This is a genomic window from Pedobacter sp. 05T44, from assembly GCF_056395985.1.
Map to the genome: position 1 here is coordinate 19,944 of NZ_JBFTKO010000024.1, position 23,867 is coordinate 43,810.

The window sequence follows — 23,867 nt, forward strand, 5'->3', positions numbered from 1 at the left end:
TCTGTTTATAATGTTCATCAATAACGGTTAAAACCCTAAGCTTAAGCCTAATGAATAGCTTTTCATCAAAGGATAGTTGTAACCATCTCCGTTGGTACTGCCTGAGTTCAGATCCTGATCTGAGGGTACTGCGTTCTCCACATCTATGGTTTTCACAATTTTATAGAGTGGCGAGTAGGTGAATAGGTTCTCTCCTGAAAAAAATATTTTTGCTGAGCGCGCCCCAATACGTGAAATCAGTTTTGCAGGTAAATTGTAACCAATCTGAAGGTTCTTCATCCTCAAATAAGCAACATTCTGCAGGTATTTAGTTTGCGCTACGCCAAGCTCCCTATTGGTGTTGCTGGAAGCCGCACGCGACATCGTTCTTGGGAAATAAGCATTTGTGTTTTCAGGTGTCCACATATTGCCCACATGAAAAGTAGGAATGTTGTTGTATGGCCTGTTGTACTGACCCCAGAACATTTCGGTTTCTGTACTCGGGTACCATTGCTGTTTACCAACACCCTGGAAGAATGTAGAGAAAAAGAAATTGTTCCAGTCGGCACCAAGACTTATGCTATACAAATATCTTGGAGCAGAATTTCCTATAATTCTTCTATCGCCTGGTTTGTCCACAGTATTGTCTCCAATATTCACAAAACCATCACCATTGGTATCTTTCAGTTTGATGTCGCCAGGATACCAGATATTGGTTGGTGAGGCGCGCATTTGCGGGCTTTGCTTGGCATGTGCATCAATATCAGCCTGATCTATAAAGAAACCTTCTGTTTCATAGCCCCAGATCTCTCCTATTGTCTGGCCTTCGTAATACTCCTTACCGGTCCCGTTATTTCCTACATCTGTAAGCAATTTAGTGGGGTTGTTGTACTTATCAATCTTCGATTTGCTATCAGATAGGGTTAAGCGAACATTATATTTAAAAGGTTTATCTGCATTACCAATCCTGTCGTTCCATGATATTGAGGCTTCCCATCCTCTGGTTGTCAAATCTGCATAGTTTCCTTTTGGTACAGTATTTCCAAAAACAGCAGGAGCTGTTAAACCTACGGTAAACATATCAGTAGTTTTCCGAACATAGGCGTCGCCACTGAAAGTCAGACGGTTAGACAACATTGCCAGATCTAAACCAAAGTTGGTGGTAGTAGAAGTTTCCCAGGTAATCTGGTCTGGAAGCACACCAGGTTGCTTAGTGGTTTGAGGCCTTACACCTCCCAGTACCAATGGTGACTGCGAGACAAGAAAAAGCTCCTGAAATTCATACGAATTTATATTTCCGTTACCCAATGAGCCATAAGATGCACGTACTTTCAGGTCTGAGATAATTTTATCTGAAACATTCCAGAAAGATTCCTTATTAACTCTCCATCCGGCTGAAACCGAAGGGAAGAATCCGTAACGCTGACCAGAAGGGAATTTTGAGGATCCATCATAGCGCGCATTTACCTCTAACAGGTAACGGTCTTTAAAGGAATAGTTCAATCTTGAAAAACCACCTAATATTGCCCATTGCTCATAAGCTCCTAATGTATTAATTGCTTGTCCGAGTGCCAGATTTAAATCAGTTGCATCTTCAAAAATGATCCCGTTCCGCTGCGTAGAGAGTCTCTTGTAGGTAGATTCTTCATAGTTATATCCGGCCATTACTTTTAAATAATGATCGTCGCCGAATTTGTCTTCAAACTCACCATAGATATTTGCAGCCAGGTATTGTGTTTCTCTTCTATCGAATAAAAGGTCATTGGTAGTAGTACCTACATAAGAAGTAATCCCTTTTATATTACTGTACGGTACCTGAACGCGTTTTTGGTTAATACCATTATTGGTATTACGGAAGGTAAAATCAGCATTAACCCTAAATTTATTATTAAAGAAATTGGATCTCAATCCGGTGATATTCCTAAAAACCTGTCTTTTCGTATCAATACCGTTCTTTCCATAATAGAAATCTCCTACAGTATATACAGCAGTAAAAGTCATGGAACCATCAGGGTTAAACATCGGCATAGTCGGGTGACCCTCATCCGCAATGTTCCTCCAGATTCCTCCGCCTTCTCCTACGTTAATAGGATTATGATAATTCATTACAGAGTAGTCGGCATTGTTTTCTATGGTTAGCCATGGAAATACCTGTACAGATCCCTTTGCACGGATGTTTTTCATGTTGTAGTCATCAGTGTTATACCTGAAAAGTCCATCCTGCCCTAAAAAACGACCTGAAACCAGAAAGGAGGTTTTATCACTACTCCCACTGATGGACAAATTGTTTTCTGTAGCTACTGTATTTTTTTTGTACAATTGACCATACCAGTCTGTATTTCCGTAATAAGTATACTCACCTGTTGTTGGATTTACCTCTACTTCATTGTAAGGTTGTCCCGATTCGGCTCTTCTTTTAAACTCATCTAAGTAAGCCTGAGAAAATTTCTGGGTTTTATTAACGTTCTGAGGAAAAGAGCCATCTCMGTTTACAAATGCTTCGGCAAACATTTTTGCCCAGGTGTATCCATCGGTTACAAAGTMGGGCGTTTGTAACGGGTTCTTTAAAGCATAGTTGCTAGAGAAGTTCACAGTTGTTCTGCCTTTTTCTGGTCTTTTGGTCGTGATAAGCACAACACCAAACGCACCCCTGGCACCGTAAATTGCTGCTGAGGCGGCATCCTTTAGAATAGACACTGTTTCTACATCATTTGGGTTCAGCAAACTTGGATCTCCTTCAAAACCATCAATCAGAATCAATGCACTTCCGCCCTGCCCAATAGACGTAGTTCCCCTGATGTTATAGCTCGGTGACTGCGTTGGCTTTCCGTCCATCATTTTGATGTTCAGATTGGGTAGCAGCCCTTGAAGTCCTTGTGTAAGGTTAGGCACAGGTCTGTTCTCTAATGATTTCGAAGAGATCTGATCAACAGCTCCCGTAAGGTTTTCTCTTTTCTGTGTGCCATACCCAACTACCAATACCTCATTTAAAGTGCCTGTTTGCGCAGTAAGTGAAACATTTAGTGTTGTTGTTTCTCCGGGTTTTACCACAACCCTGCTCTGTGTAGATGAGCCGTAAGACACAAAACTAACTACAAGTGTGTAAACACCCGGTGCAACATTAATACTATAAGTACCATCAACCTTACTCTGCACTCCTGTATTTAGTTCTAGAATTTTGATGCTCGCTCCAGGGAGTGGCTCGCCTTTTTCGTCAACAATTTTACCGGTAATTTTACCGGGATCTTCATTTTTAATTAAGGTGATGGTTCCTTTCACCTCTTCGCGGAAAGTAAGACCCGTTTCGTCAAAAATAGATTTTAAAATTTCTTCTATTTTTTCGTTACTAAAATCTTTCTCCTGGGTTCTGAATCTTTTAAGTTTTAGGTATGCCGGGTCGTAGGCAAAATCGACTCCGCTTTTCATTTGCAGCTTTTCTATCGCAATAAGCAGATTTTCATTTTTAAAGGTAATATTGACTCTTTTATTTAAAACCTGGCCACTGGAATTGTCTGCAAATAATATTTGCGTACTGGCGATTATAAAGGCGTAGATAAGCAGTGTATAACGCATAATCTTCTGCAAAAGCAGTAAATGTTTTTTCATATATTTGTTATTTTATTGATAAATAAGATTCTACAAGATCCAACAGGTAGAGGGTCTCAAACTACTTCCTGTTGAATTTATCAATCCGGATCTGCTTCAGATCCGGTTTTTTATTTTTAGTATATCACTATTTCATTTCCTATCCTCCTATATTTATTTTGATGTACTGAACAAATTATTTTCATAGTCTGATCAAGTGAACGTGCAGACCGTATTTGTATATTATATAAGTAACTTGAAGTAGCGGTCCTGCTGCCTTTTAGAATTATACCATAATTAATTTTCATAACTTTTGCCAATTCTGCAAACGAAGCATGGTCCAGATCTGTTACCTGTTCAAACCATGCGTTATGCTCACGCGTAGCAAAATCACTTGTTTTCCATTTACTTGTTTTCGAATTATAGTGTAAACGTTTGCCAGGGAGCAAACGATCAAACACGTTTTTACTATCGCTCACCTCCACTTTTCCTTCAGTAACACTTACCTCGGTTATGGCTTTCGGTTGCGTACTCACGGCAAACTTAGTACCCAATACACGTGTTTTAATTTGTTTGGTATAAACTACAAATGGGTGTTTAGCATCCTTAGTAACTTCAAAAAAAGCTTCTCCTTCATCTAAAAAAATTGACCTATCGGAATAAACCGGCTCACCTGAAGAATTCAGCACGTATTTAGCTGGTATCCGCAGTTTTGTTCTGGGATTCATTTGAATGACAGATTGATCTGCAAGGATTATCTTTTTGTATTCTCCGTTTTTAGTCTCCACTACGCTAAATACTTCGTTTTCTACAGATTTCTTAAAGTCATTTGATGGCTTTAAGAATTTTCTGCCAAAAAAGAGTGCGGGTATAATTAAAGCCAATACTGCAGCATACTTATAGTAATGTTTAAATAACGATACTTTTGTATTTGAAAAATTATCCCTCTTGGCTAAAATAGCATTTTCCATTTCAGCCTTAATGATTTCTTCTTTACCAGATTCAGAAAACTCTTGCATAGCAGCTTCATCATCGTATGAAGCATACCAATTCTCGACGATTTGCTTTTTGTCGTCACTTGCCATTCCGCTGACATAACGTTCTAGTATTTTTTTAAACTGCTCTGATTCCAAACTTCTGCTCTTTCTTATAAGTAACTTCAAACACTCGAATCTACTTTGAGAAATTGTTAAGTTTGTATTAATTAATCAGTCGCTCGGGGAATTTTTCACTTAACCTCTTCCTGATCCTTCTCATTGCTTCACAAATATGATTTGAAACCGTCTGCTCAGCAAGGTTTAGTTTTTCTGCTATTTCAGATGTGGAATGATGAGCATGTTTAAGCAGGTATGCATGGCGCATTTTTTCCGGAAAACCTTTTATTTCTACCTCTATAAGCTTTTCCAGATCCAGATAGTCCGATAGTTCATTAATAGAAACTGATGCATCTTCAAATTTCCTTAAGGTATGATCAAAAACACGTTCTTCTATTTTTTCTGATCTGAAATAATTGAGTACCTGGAATTTTGCAGCCCCCATCAAAAATTGTTCAAGGCTGGTATTAATTATGATTGTTTCTTTTCGCTCCCAAATATTGATAAAAACATTCTGGACAATATCTTTAGCAGCTTCCTCGTCTTTAATACGGGTTAATATATGGACATACAGCTTCTTCCAATACATCTCATACAAGAGATCGTAAGCTGCAGTATCGCCCAACTTAAGTTGTCGAACTATTTCCTCGTCTTTTCTTCCAACTTGAAGCATATTCAAAAGTAGAGTTCCAATATGAACAGGATGTTAACTCTTATTATTTGGTTATATTTAGTTAATTAAATATATGCAAAAGTTGTTCATATGATTACAATAACTCGATTAAATATATGGATATGAAAAAAATATACTGGCCCTTCTTATTATTACTCACTGTAATGAATATTCCAGCAGGTTATGGTCAAAAAATAAATCGAAAAAATGTAAAAATGCAGCAATTGCGTGTATCAGATAACCGCAGATTCCTTGTTTATGCTGATGGTAAGCCTTTTTTCTATCTTGGAGATACTGCCTGGGAGTTATTACACAGATTAACCCTTAAAGACGCAGAGATCTATATGGATAACCGCAGATCCAAAGGATTTACAGTACTTCAAACGGTAATATTGGCCGAGCTGGATGGGATAAATGAGCCCAATGCACTTGGCCATAAACCCATGGAAAACAATAACGTTTCTGAACTTAATGAAGACTATTTTAAGGATATTGATGCGTTTGTTCAATTGGCTGCCAAAAAAAATCTATACATGGGCCTGTTACCGCTATGGGGCGATAAAGTTTTTAAAAGTACCTGGGGAAAAGGCCCTGAAATTTTCAATGTTCAAAACGCAAAGGAATATGGAAAGTTTCTTGGCAACAGATATAAGAGCCAACCTAACATTATATGGATATTGGGTGGCGACCGTAATCCTCGCGGTGAAAAAGATGTGGCCATTTGGCGCGCTTTAGCGGAAGGCATTGCTGAAGGTGCCGGAGGCAATGATAAAGTGTTAATGACTTTTCATCCACAACCAAAAGAAAATGGCGGTTCATCAACCTGGTTTCATAATGATGAGTGGCTGGATTTTAATATGCTCCAGACAGGACATTGCAGGGATGGAAGTAATTATGATAAGATCTCTTATGATTACAATTTAAAGCCAACAAAACCAGTGGTTGATGGGGAACCTCTTTATGAGGACCATCCGGTATGTTTTGATGCGAAAAAGAACGGATTCTCAACAGCAGACGACATTCGAAAATTAGCATACTGGCAGGTATTTGCCGGTGCACTCGGACACACTTATGGCTGCCACGACATATGGCAGTTCTACGCTCCCGGCCGCGAACCAATCAATTTAGCCCGACATTACTGGAAAGAAGCAATGGATTTACCGGGCTCACAACAGATGGGCTATGTAAAAAAACTAATCCAATCCCAATCAATGCTTGACCGTATTCCCGATCAGGGTTTAATTTTAGGAGATAACCCTAAAGACGGTGCACACTGTAGTGCCACCCGTGCAAATGATGGGCATTATGCTTTTATTTATACTCCTACCGGGCGCAAATTGAATGTCAATACGGCTCATCTGAAAGGAAAGCAATTCTTTAAGGCCAAATGGTTTAATCCTAGAAATGGTGTATTTAGCATGGCATTTAAAATTGACAAAAAGCCTCAGCTTACTTTTACACCTCCAACAAGCGGAGATGCTTTGGATTGGGTACTTATATTAGAAGCTGGTTAATGTTAACCGTTAGTACTGCTAATGGTTAACGCCAATCATCTCTGAAAGCCGCTTTTCATTTAATACCAGAATGTTTCTGCCCGAGACCTCAATTATCTTCTCTTTTATAAAATCATTACTTACTTTAAATAAGGTTTCATATGTTGTTCCTGAGTACGATGCAATATCTTGCCTGCTTAGACCTAAAGCGATAAAACCATTCTCATCAACCCCAAACTTATGTAGCAGAGCCAGAATAGATTGTGCTATTCTCGCTTTTACCGACATATGCGCCAGATCACGCATTGCCCTATGAGAGTCTTGCAATTCATTTGCAAAAAACTGCATTAACTTATAAGTTAAATCAGTATTTACCCTTAGCGTTGTTTCAAAGAAATCTCTCCCCAGATAACATACTACTGTATTTTCTAATGCCGTAGCCGAAACTGGATATAACGGTTTTTTCCCGAGACCCAAATGGCCGATAATATCTTCAGGGCCGGCAAAATGAATAATCAATTCCTTTTCCTTATCCCATCTTTTATGAACCTTAACAGTTCCAGCAGATACAAAATAAATCCCGTTTACCGGATCGCCTTCTTTGAAGATAACCTCGCCTTTTTTTACCTCAAAATTCTTTTTCTGAATTTGAAGTGCCGGCAACCATTCGGGCAAACATAATTTACACAGAAAACAGCTTTTAAGATCACATAGATTACGAGATTCCTTCATTTTTTATATGGGCATTTGATATGCAATAATACTATATAAATATCAAAAAAGAAGAATCCACGCATAAAATCCAAAATAATAAATATTGTTTAAACAATATTAAAATACAAAATAAACAACTAAATAAACATAAAATATTTCATAAACAATATAATTAGCTTTTATAGCATATAAATTAACCTTACCTTTGTGCCCATAAATAAAATCACTCAGAGTTTAACACTAAAAAATTCATCAGCTAAATGAAAAGACCGTTGCATAAAAACGGGATTCCGATATCCCCCACCTTAGATTATTTAACCCAGTCAGTAAATGATACAAAGAAGGGCTACTTTAAGAAAAAACGCTTACTACAGATTTCTTTACTATCTATTGGTGTTGCTATTGCAATTTGTCTAATTGCAAAAGTTCTAATCTCTCTTATAGATCTTATAACCAACATTGCATTTTACGGAAGTTTCGACTTAAAATTCAACAGCCCTGCAAACAATCATCTGGGGATATGGGTAATTATTATTCCTGCAATTGGGGGCATTCTGGTTGGATTAATGGCGCTATATGGCTCTAAAGCAATAAGAGGACACGGTATTCCAGAGGCAATGGAACAAATCCTTGTTAACCAAAGTAAAATTAAACCTTCAATTGCGCTTCTAAAGCCCATCTCTTCTGCTATTGCGATAGGTACGGGAGGGCCATTCGGGGCAGAAGGCCCTATAATAGCAACCGGTGGTGCTTTAGGATCTACATTAGGCCAGTTATTTAAAATCACACCTAATGAGCGCAAAATCATTCTTGCCGCTGGAGCTACTGCTGGTATGTCTGCAATATTTGGCACACCCATAGCAGCTATTTTTCTGGCCATTGAACTCCTGCTATTTGAATTTTCACCCAAAGCCATATTACCTGTAGCACTCGCTTGTATAACAGGTGCCGCCGCGCACCAGTTTCTATTTGAATCAGGCCCCGTGTTCCCTATGCCTGAACTTAGTTCACCATCAAATATGGCTCTGGGCATTTACAGCTTTATGGGCATAATAATAGGCTTTGTTTCACTTGGGCTAACTAAAGTCGTCTATCACATCGAAGATGCCTTTGAAAAATTACCTATCCACTGGATGTGGTGGCCTGCAATTGGCGGTTTGGCAGTTGGAATAATCGGCTTTTTTGCTCCCCATACCCTAGGCGTAGGTTACGATAATATCACCAGTGTTTTATCAGGAAAAATACCATTAGCTTTAATGCTGAGTCTTTGTTTCTTTAAATTTCTCTCCTGGGCAATTGCTCTTGGTAGCGGCACATCAGGAGGCACACTCGCACCATTATTAACGATCGGTGGCGCAGCCGGAGCCATACTTGGCTCAATTACACTTCTACTGTTTCCAAATTCAGGCATAAGCATTCCAATGGCTGCCTTAGTGGGCATGTCGTCTATGTTTGCAGGCGCTTCAAGAGCTTATCTAACCAGCATAACTTTCGCTCTTGAAGCTACTATGCAATCTCACGCACTGTTACCTTTACTAGGAGCTTGTACAGCATCATACCTGATATCTTTCTTTTTTATGGAAAATACAATTATGACCGAGAAAATTGCAAGAAGAGGAATATACACCCCCGATTCTTATGAACCGGATGTATTGAGGAAAATGACTGTGGTTGATGTACTAAGAGCAAATAGCATGGTTATAAGCACCAAAAATCGTATAAGTGAAATCAGGTCATTCTTTGACCTTAACCCACCATTAGAAAATCACTTTATAGTAACAGATGATGACGATAACTTTAAAGGTGTAATCACGCTGTCAAGCATATACAACAAAAATCACGATGCAAATGGCCCTATAGCCGAGCTCATGGAGCAAAATATTCCCGCATTAGAAAGCAACGATAGTCTTGCATGGGCCGTAGAGTTAATGTCTAAATGCGATAAGGAGTTTTTACCGGTATTATCTGCCAATGAAAAAAACAGGGTAATTGGCTTACTCACTTATAAAGATGTACTTACCGCATACAAAATACACCTCAAGGAAAATCAGGAAGCGGGAATTAACCTATCCTTAAAGCGTCAACGTATTAAAATACTTGTAAGAGGACGTCAATTGATTCATAAAGTAAAAGAAAACTAGGCATATTTATGTGCTTCCTGAGCGGCAACGAATTCCGCGGCTTTTACTACATCTCCAATTATTATAATTGCCGGATGGGAAAGCCCGGAATCCATTGCCGCCTGAGACAAATCTTTAACCTCACAAACAATTTGTTTTTGATGTGGCATTGAAGCATTCTGGATTATTGCTGCAGGAACGGCCCCTCTGCCAGACATAATATAAGAAGCTGATATTTCTGTCAGCTTTTTCATTCCCATATATATAACTACTGTAGCTTTACTTTTAGCTGCTAATTGGAGATCAGACGATAAAGAACCATCTTTTTTTGTACCTGTTATAATCCAGATACTTTCGCTTACTCCACGATGGGTTAAAGGAATATCATTTAAACCACTTGCTTGCATACTACTGATGCCCGGCACATAATGAGATTCTATACCGTGCTCACGCGCAAATAAGATTTCTTCAAAACCTCTTCCAAAAATAAAAGGATCCCCTCCTTTTAAACGAACAACATTTCCTCTTGTAAATGCATAATGCTTTATCAGTTGATGAATAGTTTCCTGTGAAGTGCAAAGTCCATATGGCTTTTTACCAACATAAATTCTTTCACAATCATCAGAAGCTATATCTAACAACTCTTTGCACGCCAAATTATCATAAAGGATAACTTTTGCAGCTTCTAAAACCTTAAAACCTTTAATTGTTAACAAATCCGGATCACCAGGACCAGAACCAACAACAAAAAACATCGGTTTATCTATTTTTTTCAAAGAAATACCCATAAAAACAAGATTAAATATTAAAAAAATGATTTAATACCATAAATATACGATATAAATAATATAAATACATCAAAAACACCAATTTTAATAAAATATTATCATCGATAAAATAATATAAAACACAAAATAATCCAAAAACATATTAAAAAAACAAAATAAACATGATATAAATCATACATTTATAAAAATAATACAAATTATTATATATATTTGATTAAACAAACCACAATTACCCGTTAAATAAAATAAATAACCCAACAAAATCGAAATTATGAATCATAAAACAGTAATCGTAATAGGAAATGGAATGGTTGGACATAAGTTTTGCGAAAAATTAACCTCTAAATCAGATAATTTTAACATTATTGTATTTGGAGAAGAACCAAGAAGGGCATACGACAGAGTTCATTTAAGCGAATACTTTAACGGAAAGAGTGCAGAAGATCTTTCTTTATCTCATGAAAATTGGTACAACGAACAAAACATTACGCTTCATCTTGGCGACCCGGTAAAAGAAATTGACAGAGAAAGCAAAACCATACATTCGAATAAAGGGCTTATTTTAAATTACGACTATCTGGTTCTGGCAACAGGGTCATCGGCTTTTGTACCTGATATCCCTGGTGTTGATAAAGAAGGTGTTTTCGTTTATCGCACCATCGAAGATCTTGAGCTCATTAAAAATTATGCTTTAAATGCAAAAACAGGCTCCGTATTAGGCGGGGGCTTATTGGGCTTAGAAGCCGCGAAGGCATTAATAGATTTAAATCTTGCTGAAACAAATGTAATTGAATTTGCACCAAGACTAATGCCCAGGCAGATAGATAGTGCCGGAAGTCAGATGCTACAAACAAAACTTGCTACACTAGGATTATCCATATACACAAACAAAGGCACAAGCAGCATAGAAGGCGAAAACCGTATTGAATCTCTAAAGTTTAATGATGGCAGCKAATTAAAAACAGACATACTTGTAATTTCTGCCGGAATACGCCCTAGAGATGAACTGGCCAAACTCTGCGGAATTGAAGTTGGCACCAGAGGTGGAGTTCTGGTAAATGAATCAATGCAGACCAGTGATCCATCTGTTTTTGCAATTGGGGAATGTGCGTTATTTAACCATAACATCTATGGACTGATTGCTCCCGGATACGAAATGGCCGAAGTGGTAGCGGCTAATCTATGCGAAGGCAACAAAACATTCAACGGATTCGATATGAGCACCAAACTTAAACTTATTGGCGTAGATGTAGCCAGTTTTGGAGATCCGTTTACAACAGAACCAGACTCAAGGAGTATTCTATTTGAAGACACCCATAAAGGAATTTACAAACGCATCAATATCAGCAACGATGGAAAATATTTACTAGGTGGAATACTAATTGGCGAAGCAGAGGCTTACAATATGCTACTGCAAACTGTAAACAACAAAATAGCGCTCCCTCCTAACCCCGAAGATCTGATATTAGGATCCCGCGGTGGCAGCTCCCAAACTGAGAATGCTGGGTTAGCCGGACTTCCGGACGACGCGTTGATCTGTAGTTGCGAGGGTGTATCAAAAGGAACCATTTGTAATTCTGTCTCTGCAGAGGGTTGCGAATCGATAGATGCAATCAAAAAATGCACTAAGGCTGGCACAGGATGCGGTGGATGTATACCAATGGTGAAAGATTTAATGCTGCACACCATGAAAGAAAATGGCAAGTACGTTAGAAATGTAGTATGCGAGCACTTCCAACTGAGCAGACAAGAGTTATATGATCTTATAAAAATACACAACCTTAAAAATTATGAGCAAGTACTGGACAACGTAGGCAAAGGCGACGGCTGCGAAATATGCAAACCGCTGGTATCATCACTTCTGGCAAGCATCTGGAATGATATGATTCTTAAAAGAGGTAATGATACCGCCCAGGACAGTAATGACAGGTTTTTAGCAAATATTCAAAAAGGAGGAACCTATTCAGTAGTTCCAAGAATTCCGGGAGGGGAAATCAAACCGGAGAAGCTTGTAATTATTGGAGAAGTTGCTGAAAAATATGGCTTGTATACAAAAATCACCGGCGGACAACGGATAGATATGTTCGGAGCCCATTTAAGTGACCTGCCATTAATATGGGAAGAATTAATTGCTGCTGGCTTCGAAAGCGGACATGCGTACGGAAAAGCATTACGAACAGTTAAAAGTTGTGTTGGCAGCACATGGTGTCGCTTTGGTTTGCACGACAGTGTAAGCTATGCAATTAGAATAGAAGAACGCTACAGAGGCCTAAGGGCTCCACATAAACTAAAATCTGCTGTTAGCGGATGTATTCGCGAATGCGCAGAAGCACAAAGCAAAGATTTTGGAATTATAGCAACCGAAAAGGGATGGAACCTATATGTATGCGGTAATGGCGGCAGCAAACCTCAACATGCACTACTTCTGGCTTCGGATGTAGACAGCGATACATGCATCAAATACATAGATAGGTTCTTAATGTTTTATATCCGCACTGCCGATCCATTAACACGAACTGCCCCGTGGCTAAATAAAATGGAGGGTGGAATTGAATACCTGAGAAATGTAGTTGTAAACGACAGCCTGGGTATGGCAGAACAATGGGAAATTGAAATGCAAAACATTGTAAACAGCTATCAATGTGAATGGAAAACAGCAATTGAGGATCCGGAAATAAGAAAAAGGTTCAATCATTTTGTGAATGCGCCCGAAGAAAAAGATCCAAGTGTAAAATTTGACGAAATGCGCGGCCAGAAAAAGGCTGCAAACTGGACAACAGCATAATTTAAATCAACAAACCTATTTATACACTAACAAAACAGAAATCATGATAGAAACAACAACAAACTGGTTTGAAGCATGTCGCGTTGAAGACGCAGTACAAAACGGAGGAGTATGTGTTAAATGCGGCGAGGAACAAATTGCCTTATTTTATTTTACCCGCAGAAATGAATGGTATGCCACACAAAACCTATGCCCACACCGCAGGCAAATGGCACTTAGCCGCGGCATGATCGGCTCTGTAGGTGAAGACCCTAAAATTGCCTGCCCCTTTCATAAAAAAACATTTTCACTTTCTACAGGAGAGTGCTTAAGCGGAGATGAATGCGCCATACAAACCTACCCGGTTAAGGTTGAAGATGGGTTAGTATACATCGGCTTACAAAATTAAATATAAAAAACCCCATCAGAAGGTCGGATTTCTGACGGGGTAAAATAGTCTCATCGATTAAATAAAACTTATCAAATGTATCAAAAAGTATTTACTCTTTCTGTTAGTGCAGCACCTTCATGAAATTAATTTCCGTAAACCGTTAACCACCACAACATCAAACAAATTCCGGAACCTAAATCTCATGAATTATGACTGAAGAACTTAAACCACTAAAAAAACTTAATATATTTTCAACGAAAGGTATTCAAATGAAAACCTTTCATATTACCTGGATAACCTTCTTTTTCTGMTTTTTTGGATGGTTTGGCGTAGCCCCACTCATGCCGCTGATAAGAGAACAGCTACACTTAAGTAAAGATCAGATCGGCAATATTATTATTGCCTCAGTTTCTGCAACAATTATTGCCAGGCTAATTATTGGTAAACTATGCGATACCCTTGGACCAAGGTTATCCTACACAATTCTGCTTGCACTGGGCTCAATACCCGTTATGTGCATTGGGTTAAGTAACAGCTACGAAAGTTTTCTTTTATTCCGCTTCGTCATCGGGATTATAGGTGCTTCTTTTGTAATCACACAATTCCACACCTCAATGATGTTTGCCCCAAATGTAATAGGAACTGCAAATGCTGTTACAGGCGGCTGGGGAAATCTTGGTGGTGGAGTTACAAACCTGATTATGCCACTTATTGCAGCTGGTTTTGCAGGCCTGGGCTTTGTAAGTCAGGCCAACTCATGGAGGGTTGCTATGATCGTTCCGGGGGTAATTCTATTAGTTATGGCTTTTATTTACTACAAGTACACAAAAGATACGCCTGCCGGAAACTTTAATGATTTACAGGTCATTAAAGTCAAAAAAACTCAAAAAGGCTCTTTTATGGCCGCATTAAAAGATTACAGAACATGGGTGCTGGCATTAGCTTACGCTGCATGCTTTGGAATAGAGATAACCGTTGATAATGTTGCTGCAACATTTTTCACAGATCAGTTCGGTGCATCAATGATTATGGCCGGTGCCATGGCGAGCATATTTGGTGGCATGAACATTTTTGCAAGGGCACTCGGTGGCTTTGTTAGTGATAAAGTTGGAAAATCTTATGGCCTTAGAGGAAAAGGAATACTACTAGGGGCATTGTTAGTTTTGGAAGGAATTGGGATTAGCTTATTTGCCCAATCACAAACTCTTGGTTTAGCTATAGCAGCAATGCTTTTGTTTGCACTATTTCTAAAAATGGCCAATGGTGGCACTTATGGCATTGTCCCTTTCATCAATAAAGATGCAATTGGCTCTGTAAGTGGTATTGTTGGTGCAGGCGGAAATATAGGTGCAATGCTGGTAGGCTTTCTTTTTAAATCAGAGCACCTCACCTACGCTGACGCTTTTCACTACATAGGAATTGGGGTAGCAGTAATTGGTCTGCTGGTATTTATTACCCGATTTCAATTAAAAAGATCCGAAAATACGGAAACAGTAAAACAAGAGTTTCAACAGGCTTAATTCTACCTAACAGAAAACATGTATGTCTGGAGATAAAAACAAAGTTTTTAAAAGTACATGCTGCTATTGTGGTGTTGGCTGTGGCGTAAACGTTACTTTAGAAAAAAACAAGACCATTACAGTACAGGGCGACAAAGATCATCCGGTAAACCATGGCATGCTTTGCAGTAAGGGACTTAACCTCCAGTACACAGTAAACGATAAAAGCGATCGTCTCCTTTATCCTCAAATGAGGTATAATAAAAATATGCCCTTACAAAGGGTAAGCTGGGAAGATGCACTGAATCGGACAGCAGCTGTTTTTAAGACTTTTATTGATAAATATGGCCCCGATTCTGTTGCTTTTTATGCGTCTGGGCAATGCCTCACCGAAGAATACTATGTTATCAATAAATTAATTAAAGGTTTTATAGGCAGTAACAATATCGACACCAATTCTCGTCTTTGCATGAGCAGTGCTGTTACTGCTTATAAAATGGCTTTAGGTGAAGATAGTGTTCCGGTGTGCTATGACGATATTGAACTTGCCGACTGCTTTTTCGTTACCGGTGCTAATCCCGCATGGTGCCACCCAATACTTTGGCGTAGAGTTGAAGCCCATAAAGCCGCAAATCCAAACATTAAAATTATTGTAGCAGACCCAAGAGTGACAGACTCTTGCGGTCTTGCCGATCTTCACTTGCAAATCAATCCTGGAACCGATGTAACACTGAACCATGCAATAGGCCGGGCACTTATTGAAACAGGCAATGTAGACAGTAATTTTATAAGCAATCACACAGAAGGCTTTTCCGATTACAAACGGAAGGTATTTGAAAGGACTTTAGAAGAATCAGCCAAAATCTGCGGCGTCACGGAATCTGAGATACAACTTGCGGCAACATATATAGGCGATGCCAAAGGCTTTTTAACGATGTGGACAATGGGACTTAATCAAAGTTCAATTGGTGTTAACAAGAATCTGAGTCTAATTAACCTGAATCTTATTACAGGCCACATTGGAAAGCCGGGTTCTGGCCCCTTTTCACTTACCGGACAACCAAATGCAATGGGTGGTCGCGAAGTAGGTGGACTTGCAAATCTTCTTCCTGCGCATCGCGACCTATCAAATGAACTACATCGTCAGGAAGTGCAAAAATTCTGGGGAGGAACAACAATTTCCGGCAAAACAGGGCTTACCGCTACAGAAATGTTTGAGGCCCTGCATGATGGCCGGCTTAAAGCAATCTGKATACTTTGCACAAACCCATTAACAAGTTTACCCAATGCACGGTTTGCCGAAGAAGCTTTAAAAAGAGCAAAATTTGTTGTGATACAGGAAATTACTGATAAGGCAGAGACGCTTGCTTATGCTGATGTTATTTTACCTGCAGCAGCCTAGACAGAAAAAGAAGGCACCATGACCAATTCCGAAAGAAGGATAAGTCACCTGAATAAGGTTATCGATGCACCCGGAGAAGCACTTCCTGATGCAGAAATCATCTGCCGTTTTGCAAAAAAAATGGGCTATAATGGGTTTGAGTACAACAGCATGGAGGATATATACAAAGAACATGCAAAACTCACCTATAGAACCAGCATTAATATACATGGGCTCGACTATAAACAAATCGACAAGAGCAATACCCTGCAATGGCCATTCAACAAAAGAACCGAGAGTGGCACAAAACGTCTGTTTACAAATCATTCATTTCATACAAGATCCAAGAAAGCGATTATACACAGCCCCTCCGATCAGCTGAACAGCGAACTTCCTGACGAAGATTTTCCATTTATCCTAACCACAGGCAGAGTTCGTGATCACTGGCATACCATGTCTAAAACTGGCAAAGTGAGCAAGCTTAAACAGCATATTAAAGATGCTTTTATGGAAATCAATCCAACAGATGCAGAATTCTTATCTATAGAAGATAATCAGGTTATAGTTGTACGATCCAGACGTGGTGAAGTGCAGGTTAAGGCAAAGCTGTCTGCCTCCATAAAACAAGGCGTAGTATTTCTCCCTATGCATTGGGGAAAAATATTGGGCAGCGATTTAAACAGAGCCAACAACGTTACCAGTACTATACTAGACCCCCTATCTAAAGAACCTGATTTTAAATATTGTGCTGTAAATATTGAAAAGTTCCAAAAAGACTTCCAAAAAATAGTAATTATAGGCGCTGGTGCCGGCGCTTATGGCTTTGTTAAATCTTACAGGGAAATGAACAAGGAAGACCAAATCACAGTCTTTAGCAAAGAGAATTTTCCATTTTACAATCGTGTAATGCTCCCTGATTATATAAGCGGAGAACAAAAATGGGAACAATTGGTAAAAATGAATGATGAGGAAGAGCCCGAATATAGTATCAGACTGTTAAGAGGCATCAGCGTAGAAAAAGTAAACAGAGAACAGAAATACGTAATAGATTCAACCGGCAAAAGAACATCGTATGATGTATTGATTATGGCTACCGGAAGTCGCTCTACCCTTCCCAAAAATGCGCCTTCCTTACCTGGCATATTTACCATGCGGAGTCGTACAGATGCAGACAATTTCAAAAAACATATTCCTAAAAACGCTCATGTAGTAGTTGTTGGTGGCGGCCTGCTTGGCCTGGAAATGGCTGCATCACTACGTGAAATAGGCGTAAAAATAACCATCATTCATAGGGTATCCAGATTTTTGAACAGACAACTGGATCCGCTGGGAAGCCAGATGCTGCATGAGGAAATGGTAGATCAGGGCTGTGATATTTATTACAATGATGAAGTACAGCTTTATTACGGCCGTTCCAAACTAACAGGCATTGAGCTAAAAAGCGGCCGCAGGATAAATTGTGATGCAATTATACTGGCTATTGGCACTACTCCCAATATTGAACTGGCAAAAGAAACAGGATTAGATTGTAAACGTGGTGTACTTGTAAACGAGCGTTTACAAACCAACGATCCTTCCATTTACGCCATAGGCGAGATTGCCGAATTTGAAGGCACATTATATGGAATAACGGCCGCTGCTGAGCAGCAAGCAGAGGTAGTTGCCAAATTTCACAACGGAGATATCAGCAGCTATTACAAAGGCAGCCTCTTCATGAACATCATAAAGATCCACGGATTTGACCTTTGCAGTATTGGACTATCAGAATGCCCTGATGACCAAAACTATGAAGAGATTGTTTTTATCGATAAGGCAAAACGGTATTATAAAAAATGTATCATCCATCAGGACAGACTTGTTGGAACAATCTTAATTGGGGATAAAACCGAGTTCCTTGAGTTCAGGGAACTAATAGCCAACAAAATAGAATTAAGTGATAAGAGATTACAACTGCTTAGAAGTGGTAAAAAAACAGAACCGGTATCAGGCAAACTGGTATGCAGCTGTAACAACGTTGGAGCAGGAAACCTCCTAAAAAAAATAACCTCAGGGTGTTCAGATTTTAAGGAATTATGTGAATCAACAGGGGCAGGAATGGGGTGTGGTTCTTGTAAACCAGAGGTTAAGCTTATCCTTCAGGAAGCATTAAAGGAAGAAGTATTAGAAAAAACGAACTGATATGGAAAACAAGGAAATAAAAAAACATCAAATTAAAGTAAATCTTCCGGGAGGCATTGTTTCTATTGGTGATCTTTTACAAATCCTCACTATTCTCGAAGAATCAGCAGTCGAAAACGTAAGATTTGGCACCAGACAGCAGCTTTATTTTTCTGTGGATGAAGATAAGTTAGAAGACATTGAGCATGGCTTTTTTATATCCGACACTGAGTTTGAAATAGATGCTGATAAACAGCCAAACATCATTAGCTCTTATGTAACTGAAGACATATTTAACAATTCGAATTGGCTCCGCGAAGGGGTTTACAGAGATGTTTTAGATGCTTTTGACTATACCCCAAGATTAAAAATCAATCTGGCAGACAACAGTCAGACCTTAATTCCCTTTTTCACTGGAAATTTAAACTTTATATCTTCAGAGATTGGCAATTATTGGTATTTATACATACGTTTTCCCAGAACCAATATCATTTACTGCTGGTCATCTTTAATTTATTCTGAGGACATTGGCACCCTTAGCAAATTGGTTGAAGACGCAATATTCAGCAATAAAGATTTATTTTATGATCAAATTAATATTGACGGACTGCTACTGGAAAACAAGGTAAAATTAACCGGAAGCATCTTTTACCAACCCCTCTCTGCCCCGCTAAAGCTACCCGATTTCCAATTACCATACTATGAGGGATTCAATAAATATAACGACAAATATTGGCTAGGGATTTACCGTAGAAACGAATTGTTTTCAGTTTCATTTCTTAAAGATCTTTGTGCTATTTGCGCAAAAACCCGCATTGGCCAGCTGTACACTACTCCCTGGAAATCAATTATCATAAAAGGTGTAGAAACAGGCGACAAAAAACTCTGGAATGCTGTACTGGATAAAAACAGAATAAACGTACGTCACGCATCCAACGAACTAAACTGGCAAAGTGAGGATCTTTGTGAATATGGGCTTAACCTTAAACGGGAGCTTATCAATGAGTTTAACAAAGTAGATCTCAGAACTTTCAAACTTTGTTTTGCAATTAAAACCAATCCAAAAAGTGGCTTATTTGGCTCAGTAATTATAAGGAAATGTGCCAATAATGACTTGGAGGATGAATGCAAATTCGACATTCTTCATACCACTGATTTTAATCCCAATTCGAAGAATTTCACTCTTTATAAAGACAACCTTGACAGAGCATCATTAGCTGAAGCATTGGTAAAACTTTGCGACAATTATTATCAGCTCCAGACTTTGTCAGAAAGTGCTTCTGCAGATAATTATTACGAAACAGAATTGGTTACAGAAATTGAGTACGTCATTGCGCACCAGTGCAGTCACTGCTTAACTATATATGATGAAACATGGGGAGATGAGGCAAATGGAGTACCACCTGGAACCCCCTTCTCAGATTTAAAAGCAGATTACGGTTGCGCTGTTTGCGGAGCCTTTAAAACAGATATTATTCCGATTCAAAAAGAATCACTACAAACAATTTAGGTTTCACATTTAAATTATCATTTCATGAAAACACAATTACAACTTGCCATTTATGGCGGACTGGCACTTTGCATGCTGAATTTTAAAGGAAAAGCTCAAACAACACAAATTAAACCTACCCTGTTTGAGGGAGTAGTGGTATTAAGTTATATTGATCATGGGGCCGCAATAAACTGTACAGGCCCTGCAATTAAATACACCAGCAAACCCTTCAGTTTATTAATAGGTTTACTTCCCAGTTTAAAAATCAAAGAAGACAAATCGCCCGGAAATGCACCCAAAAATGCAATTATTATACCTTCTTTAGGCTGTGGTGTAACGGCAATTTATAAACACATTGCCTTACAGATGCCGATGCTTTATACCGCAAAAACAAGTACAAAAGATGGAAAGTGGAATGTTGGAGTGGGCTTAGGATATAAGTTTTAAAGTATAAGAATTATGCAATAAGTGTTAATGCTTTCAAACCTCTGGGATCTTTAACACTTATTGCTTTTCCTGTTATCGAAATCAAATCTTCTCTAACAAGCTCATTCATCATTCGAAAAACTGTTTCATATGTGGTCCCTGTAAAAGCAGCAAGATCCTGCCTGCTTAGTTCTATATCAATATGCCCTCTGTCATTTACGCCAAATTGATCTTTAAGTTGGATAATAGATAAAGCCAAACGACCTTTAACAGACATGTGGGCTAAATTCCGCATTCTCCGTTCCGATTCCTGTAGTTCATCAGCGTAAAACATCATCAATTGAAAAGTAAGGTCTGAATTTATCTTAAGGGTCGACATAAAGAAATCCAAATCAATAAAACATACCGATGTGGCCTCAAGTGCAGTAGCAGATATAGGAAAAATGGCACTTTTGGTACTTAGACCGCGATGACCAATAATTGCACCATTACTGGCAAAACGAACTATCAGTTCCTTATCTCCCCAGGTTTTGTGTATTTTAACTTTGCCTTTATTAACGAAATAAATACCATTAACCGGATCTCCTTCTTTAATTATCACCTCCCCTTTTTTCACCAAAAAGTTCTTGCGATGATTCTCAATAGGTAATTTCCATTCCTTTAAAACCAATCTGCACATTAAGCAGCTTTGCAGATCACATGCCTTTGTATTTTTCTTCATAAGGGTCTCTAGCTAAAAGGATTTCCTCTTATCTAGCAAAGAAACAATAAATCAATTAAATTAAGACATCCGATTTTAATAATCAGCGTACAGATATGGCATAATAGTGCAATAATCGCAATTCTAAGCAGGTATAGTTTTTATATCAAAGCATTTGGGCTATCTTTAAACCAATGGATTTCTTTAAGCAATTTTATAAAACACTGGGTATTCAGCTTGCAACATTATTGCGAACTGCTATTGCCATGTTTTTACGCTTTCTTTCCTTACAGTACGGTTTAGGAGATTCTTTTCTTAAAAGCAGTAAAGACTTTATTAAATAAACCCCTCCCTTTTCTTGGGGTCAGGGGTCCAGACATTTAATTCTTTCCTTTCACCTTCTTGCTTTCTAAAATGAAATTAATAAGCACTAAATGCTTTTTTAGGGCCATTCATATAATGCTGCTTTTAGCGCTGTTGATAGTTTTGCTATTGGCTATTTTACTACTTAAACCACTGTTGGTTTTACTTTCGGCGGGTACATTTACCTTTTTAACAAGCTGGTACAACAATAAAGACTTCGATGGCATTGCCTCAGTCGATTAATACTGGCTGAGGCTATTCATACAAATCAAATTATTAAGTCATTTACTCAATACAAAAAAACATGAATACTGAATCAATAAAAATAAACGAAACCCCTATCATACTATCAACCGGAATTTACGACCTCCTTAAAGATCATTTAAGAAGAAGAAAGTTAAGCAGGTATAACGAAGCAAAACTTGAATTGGAACTAAAACATGCAAGGCAGGTTTTAAGAAATGAACTACCAGCTGATGTGGTTACGGTTGATACCAATGTAAAAGTGAAGGAAATGGAATTAGGAAAAGAATTCATATACAAACTTGTTGCACCTGCAAAGGCACGAAGAAAACACAATACCCTTTCCATTCTCTCTCCAATAGGCGTAGCAATCCTTGGCTACACTAAGGGCGCCATAGTGCAATGGGAAATGCCTGAAGGAATAAAGAAGTACCAAATAGAAGACGTCACTAAAATAGGATAAAAAAAACCGGCATCTTCATCAGATGCCGGTTTTTTTTATCCTATTTCTTATCTAAAGGAGCCATCCCGAACATTAAAACCAAGCGGTGGTTCTCATAAAAATTTAAGGTTTGTTCAGCAACATCGTATTTCAATGTTTTATCGCTTATCAGCTTTAAAAACTCACTTTCGAGCCTATTTCTATCTTCATCTACACAAGCCCTCAAAGTACTGCCCATTTGTTTAAACGTAAGTTTACCATCGCCTTTTTCATAAGCTCCAAAGAAAGAATTACATCCTGCAAAACCATTAACTCTTCCCTTTTCTTTATCAAATACTACATAAGCCGGCGATTGTTCCAGAGCGACGCCATTCATCTGAATCAGTTTCCATTTATGTTTAACAACAAAATCCCATTCACCAGTTTTAACCGGCATCTTTTGTTTCTTTAATACTTTCTTTAGTTTATAAGTATAAATTGATGCATCGGCAGGAACATTGGCCCTTTTAGTACGGGTTACCAGAATTACATAACGATATCCGGGTTTATAATTAAAACCAGAAATATTGCTGTAAAACAGCTCCCAACCTTTACTGTTTTTATATTTAACCTGAAAACAAGTTTGCGGCGCTACACCTGTACAACTTGCACGATCTTCCTTAACTATAAGCTTTATTACATCAGCTGCATTGGCATAAACTGAAAGGCCCAGCAACATTAAAATAGTTAGTATTAATTTTGGACTGAAATTCTTTGTTATAATTCTTTTCATTTTCTGTGTATTCATCTTTGTTAAAAAGATGCACGGAACAAGTCGTTTCCATAAATATAAGATTTTCTTCTCCCCTGATTGATAAGATTTACTTACTTTAGGTTACACACTTAATGAAAAACCACTATGAAACGCAAACTCCTGTTCGTGCTTGGCTTATTGCTGTGCCACAGCCAGATTTCCAGCTCACAAACCTTAACAAGCGCACATTTTAGAATCTCTGATAGAGAAAATGGAATCAGATCTATCGAACTAACTATAAACAACATGATCATCATTGGTTTAAATTCCACTGGCGACATATCTTATATCGATGAGGCCGAAGGAGCACTTGCAGATTACACAAGTAATTCAGAATATACCGATAACGAACATTCTAAATTCATTGCCAATCAGAAAATTGAATATTACGACCGGTTTGACGATGAAAAATCGGGAAAAATAAAATGGATAGGCGGAATCAAAATTGATTATAATGATAATTTTGATATTCATGATCCCAGAGGAAAAATAAAATCCATCGGTAACATTCAAATTAAATACAATAACGCTTTTGATGTCCACGATAAATCTGGAACAATTAAATCCATTGGTGCCATTCAGATTAAATACAACAATGCCTTTGACATTAACGATCCCGCTGAAAAGGTTAAATCAATAGGGAATGTAAAAATCACCTATTTTAATTCTTTTGATGCAAAAAGGTTATTTGGCAAAATAAAATCGATCAAAGGAAACAGTAAAAAGATTTACGTGACAAAGTAAACAACCTTAATTTATACATTCCTTAT

General features: G+C 38.3%; 19 protein-coding genes and 1 pseudogene. 13 read left to right on the top strand and 7 right to left on the bottom strand.

Annotation, left to right across the window (positions count from 1 at the left end):
• Positions 1 to 27: 27 nt before the first annotated feature.
• The 3 genes from AC1DDK_RS23960 to AC1DDK_RS23970 form a co-directional block, all read right to left on the bottom strand.
• On the bottom strand, positions 28 to 3,585 hold the full coding sequence (locus AC1DDK_RS23960; protein ID WP_477634112.1) for a SusC/RagA family TonB-linked outer membrane protein: 3,558 nt from the start codon (positions 3,583 to 3,585) through the stop codon (positions 28 to 30).
• Positions 3,586 to 3,701: 116 nt separating this feature from the next.
• The gene (locus AC1DDK_RS23965; RefSeq protein ID WP_477634113.1) at positions 3,702 to 4,727 is read right to left on the bottom strand and encodes a FecR family protein; all 1,026 of its coding nucleotides are present in this window, start codon (positions 4,725 to 4,727) and stop codon (positions 3,702 to 3,704) included.
• Between the two features lie 37 nt (positions 4,728 to 4,764).
• A complete protein-coding gene (locus tag AC1DDK_RS23970) occupies positions 4,765 to 5,331 on the bottom strand; it encodes an RNA polymerase sigma factor (RefSeq protein WP_172660392.1) in 567 nt (188 codons plus the stop codon).
• A gap of 122 nt (positions 5,332 to 5,453) precedes the next feature.
• Between AC1DDK_RS23970 and AC1DDK_RS23975 the strand changes: the two genes are divergently transcribed.
• Positions 5,454 to 6,845, top strand: coding sequence for a glycoside hydrolase family 140 protein (locus tag AC1DDK_RS23975; protein WP_288882829.1), 1,392 nt, complete (start codon positions 5,454 to 5,456; stop codon positions 6,843 to 6,845).
• Between the two features lie 18 nt (positions 6,846 to 6,863).
• On the opposite strand, the gene AC1DDK_RS23980 is transcribed toward AC1DDK_RS23975, so the two are convergent.
• Positions 6,864 to 7,556: a Crp/Fnr family transcriptional regulator gene (locus AC1DDK_RS23980; RefSeq protein ID WP_288882831.1), complete on the bottom strand. Its 693-nt coding sequence runs from the start codon at positions 7,554 to 7,556 to the stop codon at positions 6,864 to 6,866.
• A gap of 242 nt (positions 7,557 to 7,798) precedes the next feature.
• Between AC1DDK_RS23980 and AC1DDK_RS23985 the strand changes: the two genes are divergently transcribed.
• On the top strand, positions 7,799 to 9,679 hold the full coding sequence (locus AC1DDK_RS23985; RefSeq protein ID WP_288882833.1) for a chloride channel protein: 1,881 nt from the start codon (positions 7,799 to 7,801) through the stop codon (positions 9,677 to 9,679).
• Here the strand turns inward: AC1DDK_RS23985 and cobA are convergent.
• Entirely contained in the window at positions 9,676 to 10,446 is a 771-nt protein-coding gene (gene cobA / locus AC1DDK_RS23990) for a uroporphyrinogen-III C-methyltransferase (RefSeq protein ID WP_216854354.1), read from the bottom strand. The genes AC1DDK_RS23985 and cobA overlap by 4 nt on opposite strands.
• A 271-nt stretch (positions 10,447 to 10,717) precedes the next feature.
• On the opposite strand from cobA, the gene nirB reads away from it, so the two are divergent.
• The 7 genes and pseudogenes from nirB to AC1DDK_RS24025 all read left to right on the top strand — a co-directional run bounded on the left by nirB (position 10,718) and on the right by AC1DDK_RS24025 (position 20,577).
• On the top strand, positions 10,718 to 13,231 hold the full coding sequence (gene nirB, locus AC1DDK_RS23995; RefSeq protein WP_477634114.1) for a nitrite reductase large subunit NirB: 2,514 nt from the start codon (positions 10,718 to 10,720) through the stop codon (positions 13,229 to 13,231).
• 43 nt (positions 13,232 to 13,274) lie between these two features.
• On the top strand, positions 13,275 to 13,619 hold the full coding sequence (gene nirD, locus AC1DDK_RS24000; protein ID WP_048906098.1) for a nitrite reductase small subunit NirD: 345 nt from the start codon (positions 13,275 to 13,277) through the stop codon (positions 13,617 to 13,619).
• 191 nt (positions 13,620 to 13,810) lie between these two features.
• Complete coding sequence (locus AC1DDK_RS24005) at positions 13,811 to 15,121, top strand: NarK family nitrate/nitrite MFS transporter (RefSeq protein ID WP_477634115.1); 1,311 nt, start codon at positions 13,811 to 13,813, stop codon at positions 15,119 to 15,121.
• A 22-nt stretch (positions 15,122 to 15,143) separates the two neighbouring features.
• Positions 15,144 to 18,395: pseudogene (locus AC1DDK_RS24010) on the top strand (molybdopterin-dependent oxidoreductase); the annotation flags it as partial.
• A 78-nt stretch (positions 18,396 to 18,473) separates the two neighbouring features.
• Positions 18,474 to 18,659 (top strand): (2Fe-2S)-binding protein, encoded by a 186-nt coding sequence (locus tag AC1DDK_RS24015; RefSeq protein WP_477634122.1) that lies wholly within the window; start codon positions 18,474 to 18,476, stop codon positions 18,657 to 18,659.
• 1 nt (position 18,660) lies between these two features.
• The gene (locus tag AC1DDK_RS24020; RefSeq protein ID WP_172660399.1) at positions 18,661 to 20,148 is read left to right on the top strand and encodes a rubredoxin; all 1,488 of its coding nucleotides are present in this window, start codon (positions 18,661 to 18,663) and stop codon (positions 20,146 to 20,148) included.
• A gap of 24 nt (positions 20,149 to 20,172) precedes the next feature.
• Positions 20,173 to 20,577, top strand: coding sequence for a hypothetical protein (locus AC1DDK_RS24025; protein WP_246269497.1), 405 nt, complete (start codon positions 20,173 to 20,175; stop codon positions 20,575 to 20,577).
• A gap of 10 nt (positions 20,578 to 20,587) precedes the next feature.
• On the opposite strand, the gene AC1DDK_RS24030 is transcribed toward AC1DDK_RS24025, so the two are convergent.
• Positions 20,588 to 21,277 carry a Crp/Fnr family transcriptional regulator gene (locus AC1DDK_RS24030; RefSeq protein ID WP_172660400.1) on the bottom strand — a complete coding sequence of 230 codons (690 nt, stop codon included), beginning with the start codon at positions 21,275 to 21,277 and terminating at the stop codon, positions 20,588 to 20,590.
• A 173-nt stretch (positions 21,278 to 21,450) separates the two neighbouring features.
• Here AC1DDK_RS24030 and AC1DDK_RS24035 point away from each other — a divergent pair, with 173 nt between their 5' ends.
• From AC1DDK_RS24035 to AC1DDK_RS24045, 3 genes are all read left to right on the top strand, one after another.
• On the top strand, positions 21,451 to 21,600 hold the full coding sequence (locus AC1DDK_RS24035) for a hypothetical protein (RefSeq protein ID WP_172660401.1): 150 nt from the start codon (positions 21,451 to 21,453) through the stop codon (positions 21,598 to 21,600).
• Positions 21,601 to 21,670: 70 nt separating this feature from the next.
• Positions 21,671 to 21,862 carry a hypothetical protein gene (locus AC1DDK_RS24040; protein ID WP_172660402.1) on the top strand — a complete coding sequence of 64 codons (192 nt, stop codon included), beginning with the start codon at positions 21,671 to 21,673 and terminating at the stop codon, positions 21,860 to 21,862.
• A gap of 61 nt (positions 21,863 to 21,923) precedes the next feature.
• Positions 21,924 to 22,325, top strand: a complete 402-nt coding sequence (locus AC1DDK_RS24045) for a GreA/GreB family elongation factor (protein ID WP_337717962.1) — start codon at positions 21,924 to 21,926, stop codon at positions 22,323 to 22,325.
• Positions 22,326 to 22,365: 40 nt separating this feature from the next.
• Here the strand turns inward: AC1DDK_RS24045 and AC1DDK_RS24050 are convergent, their stop codons facing one another.
• On the bottom strand, positions 22,366 to 23,076 hold the full coding sequence (locus tag AC1DDK_RS24050) for a DUF4377 domain-containing protein (protein ID WP_172660404.1): 711 nt from the start codon (positions 23,074 to 23,076) through the stop codon (positions 22,366 to 22,368).
• 126 nt (positions 23,077 to 23,202) lie between these two features.
• On the opposite strand from AC1DDK_RS24050, the gene AC1DDK_RS24055 reads away from it, so the two are divergent.
• On the top strand, positions 23,203 to 23,841 hold the full coding sequence (locus AC1DDK_RS24055) for a hypothetical protein (protein WP_172660405.1): 639 nt from the start codon (positions 23,203 to 23,205) through the stop codon (positions 23,839 to 23,841).
• Positions 23,842 to 23,867: the final 26 nt, after the last annotated feature.

Excerpts from the sequence above, each read along its gene's own strand:
- AC1DDK_RS23970 (WP_172660392.1), bottom strand. The coding sequence starts at position 5,331 with ATGCTTCAAGTTGGAAGAAAAGACGAGGAAATAGTTCGACAACTTAAG.
- AC1DDK_RS23975 (WP_288882829.1), top strand. The coding sequence starts at position 5,454 with ATGAAAAAAATATACTGGCCCTTCTTATTATTACTCACTGTAATGAAT.
- AC1DDK_RS23980 (WP_288882831.1), bottom strand. The coding sequence starts at position 7,556 with ATGAAGGAATCTCGTAATCTATGTGATCTTAAAAGCTGTTTTCTGTGT.
- AC1DDK_RS23985 (WP_288882833.1), top strand. The coding sequence starts at position 7,799 with ATGAAAAGACCGTTGCATAAAAACGGGATTCCGATATCCCCCACCTTA.
- cobA (WP_216854354.1), bottom strand. The coding sequence starts at position 10,446 with ATGGGTATTTCTTTGAAAAAAATAGATAAACCGATGTTTTTTGTTGTT.
- nirD (WP_048906098.1), top strand. The coding sequence starts at position 13,275 with ATGATAGAAACAACAACAAACTGGTTTGAAGCATGTCGCGTTGAAGAC.
- AC1DDK_RS24020 (WP_172660399.1), top strand. The coding sequence starts at position 18,661 with ATGGAAAACAAGGAAATAAAAAAACATCAAATTAAAGTAAATCTTCCG.
- AC1DDK_RS24025 (WP_246269497.1), top strand. The coding sequence starts at position 20,173 with ATGAAAACACAATTACAACTTGCCATTTATGGCGGACTGGCACTTTGC.
- AC1DDK_RS24030 (WP_172660400.1), bottom strand. The coding sequence starts at position 21,277 with ATGAAGAAAAATACAAAGGCATGTGATCTGCAAAGCTGCTTAATGTGC.
- AC1DDK_RS24035 (WP_172660401.1), top strand. The coding sequence starts at position 21,451 with ATGGATTTCTTTAAGCAATTTTATAAAACACTGGGTATTCAGCTTGCA.
- AC1DDK_RS24040 (WP_172660402.1), top strand. The coding sequence starts at position 21,671 with ATGAAATTAATAAGCACTAAATGCTTTTTTAGGGCCATTCATATAATG.
- AC1DDK_RS24045 (WP_337717962.1), top strand. The coding sequence starts at position 21,924 with ATGAATACTGAATCAATAAAAATAAACGAAACCCCTATCATACTATCA.
- AC1DDK_RS24050 (WP_172660404.1), bottom strand. The coding sequence starts at position 23,076 with ATGAAAAGAATTATAACAAAGAATTTCAGTCCAAAATTAATACTAACT.
- AC1DDK_RS24055 (WP_172660405.1), top strand. The coding sequence starts at position 23,203 with ATGAAACGCAAACTCCTGTTCGTGCTTGGCTTATTGCTGTGCCACAGC.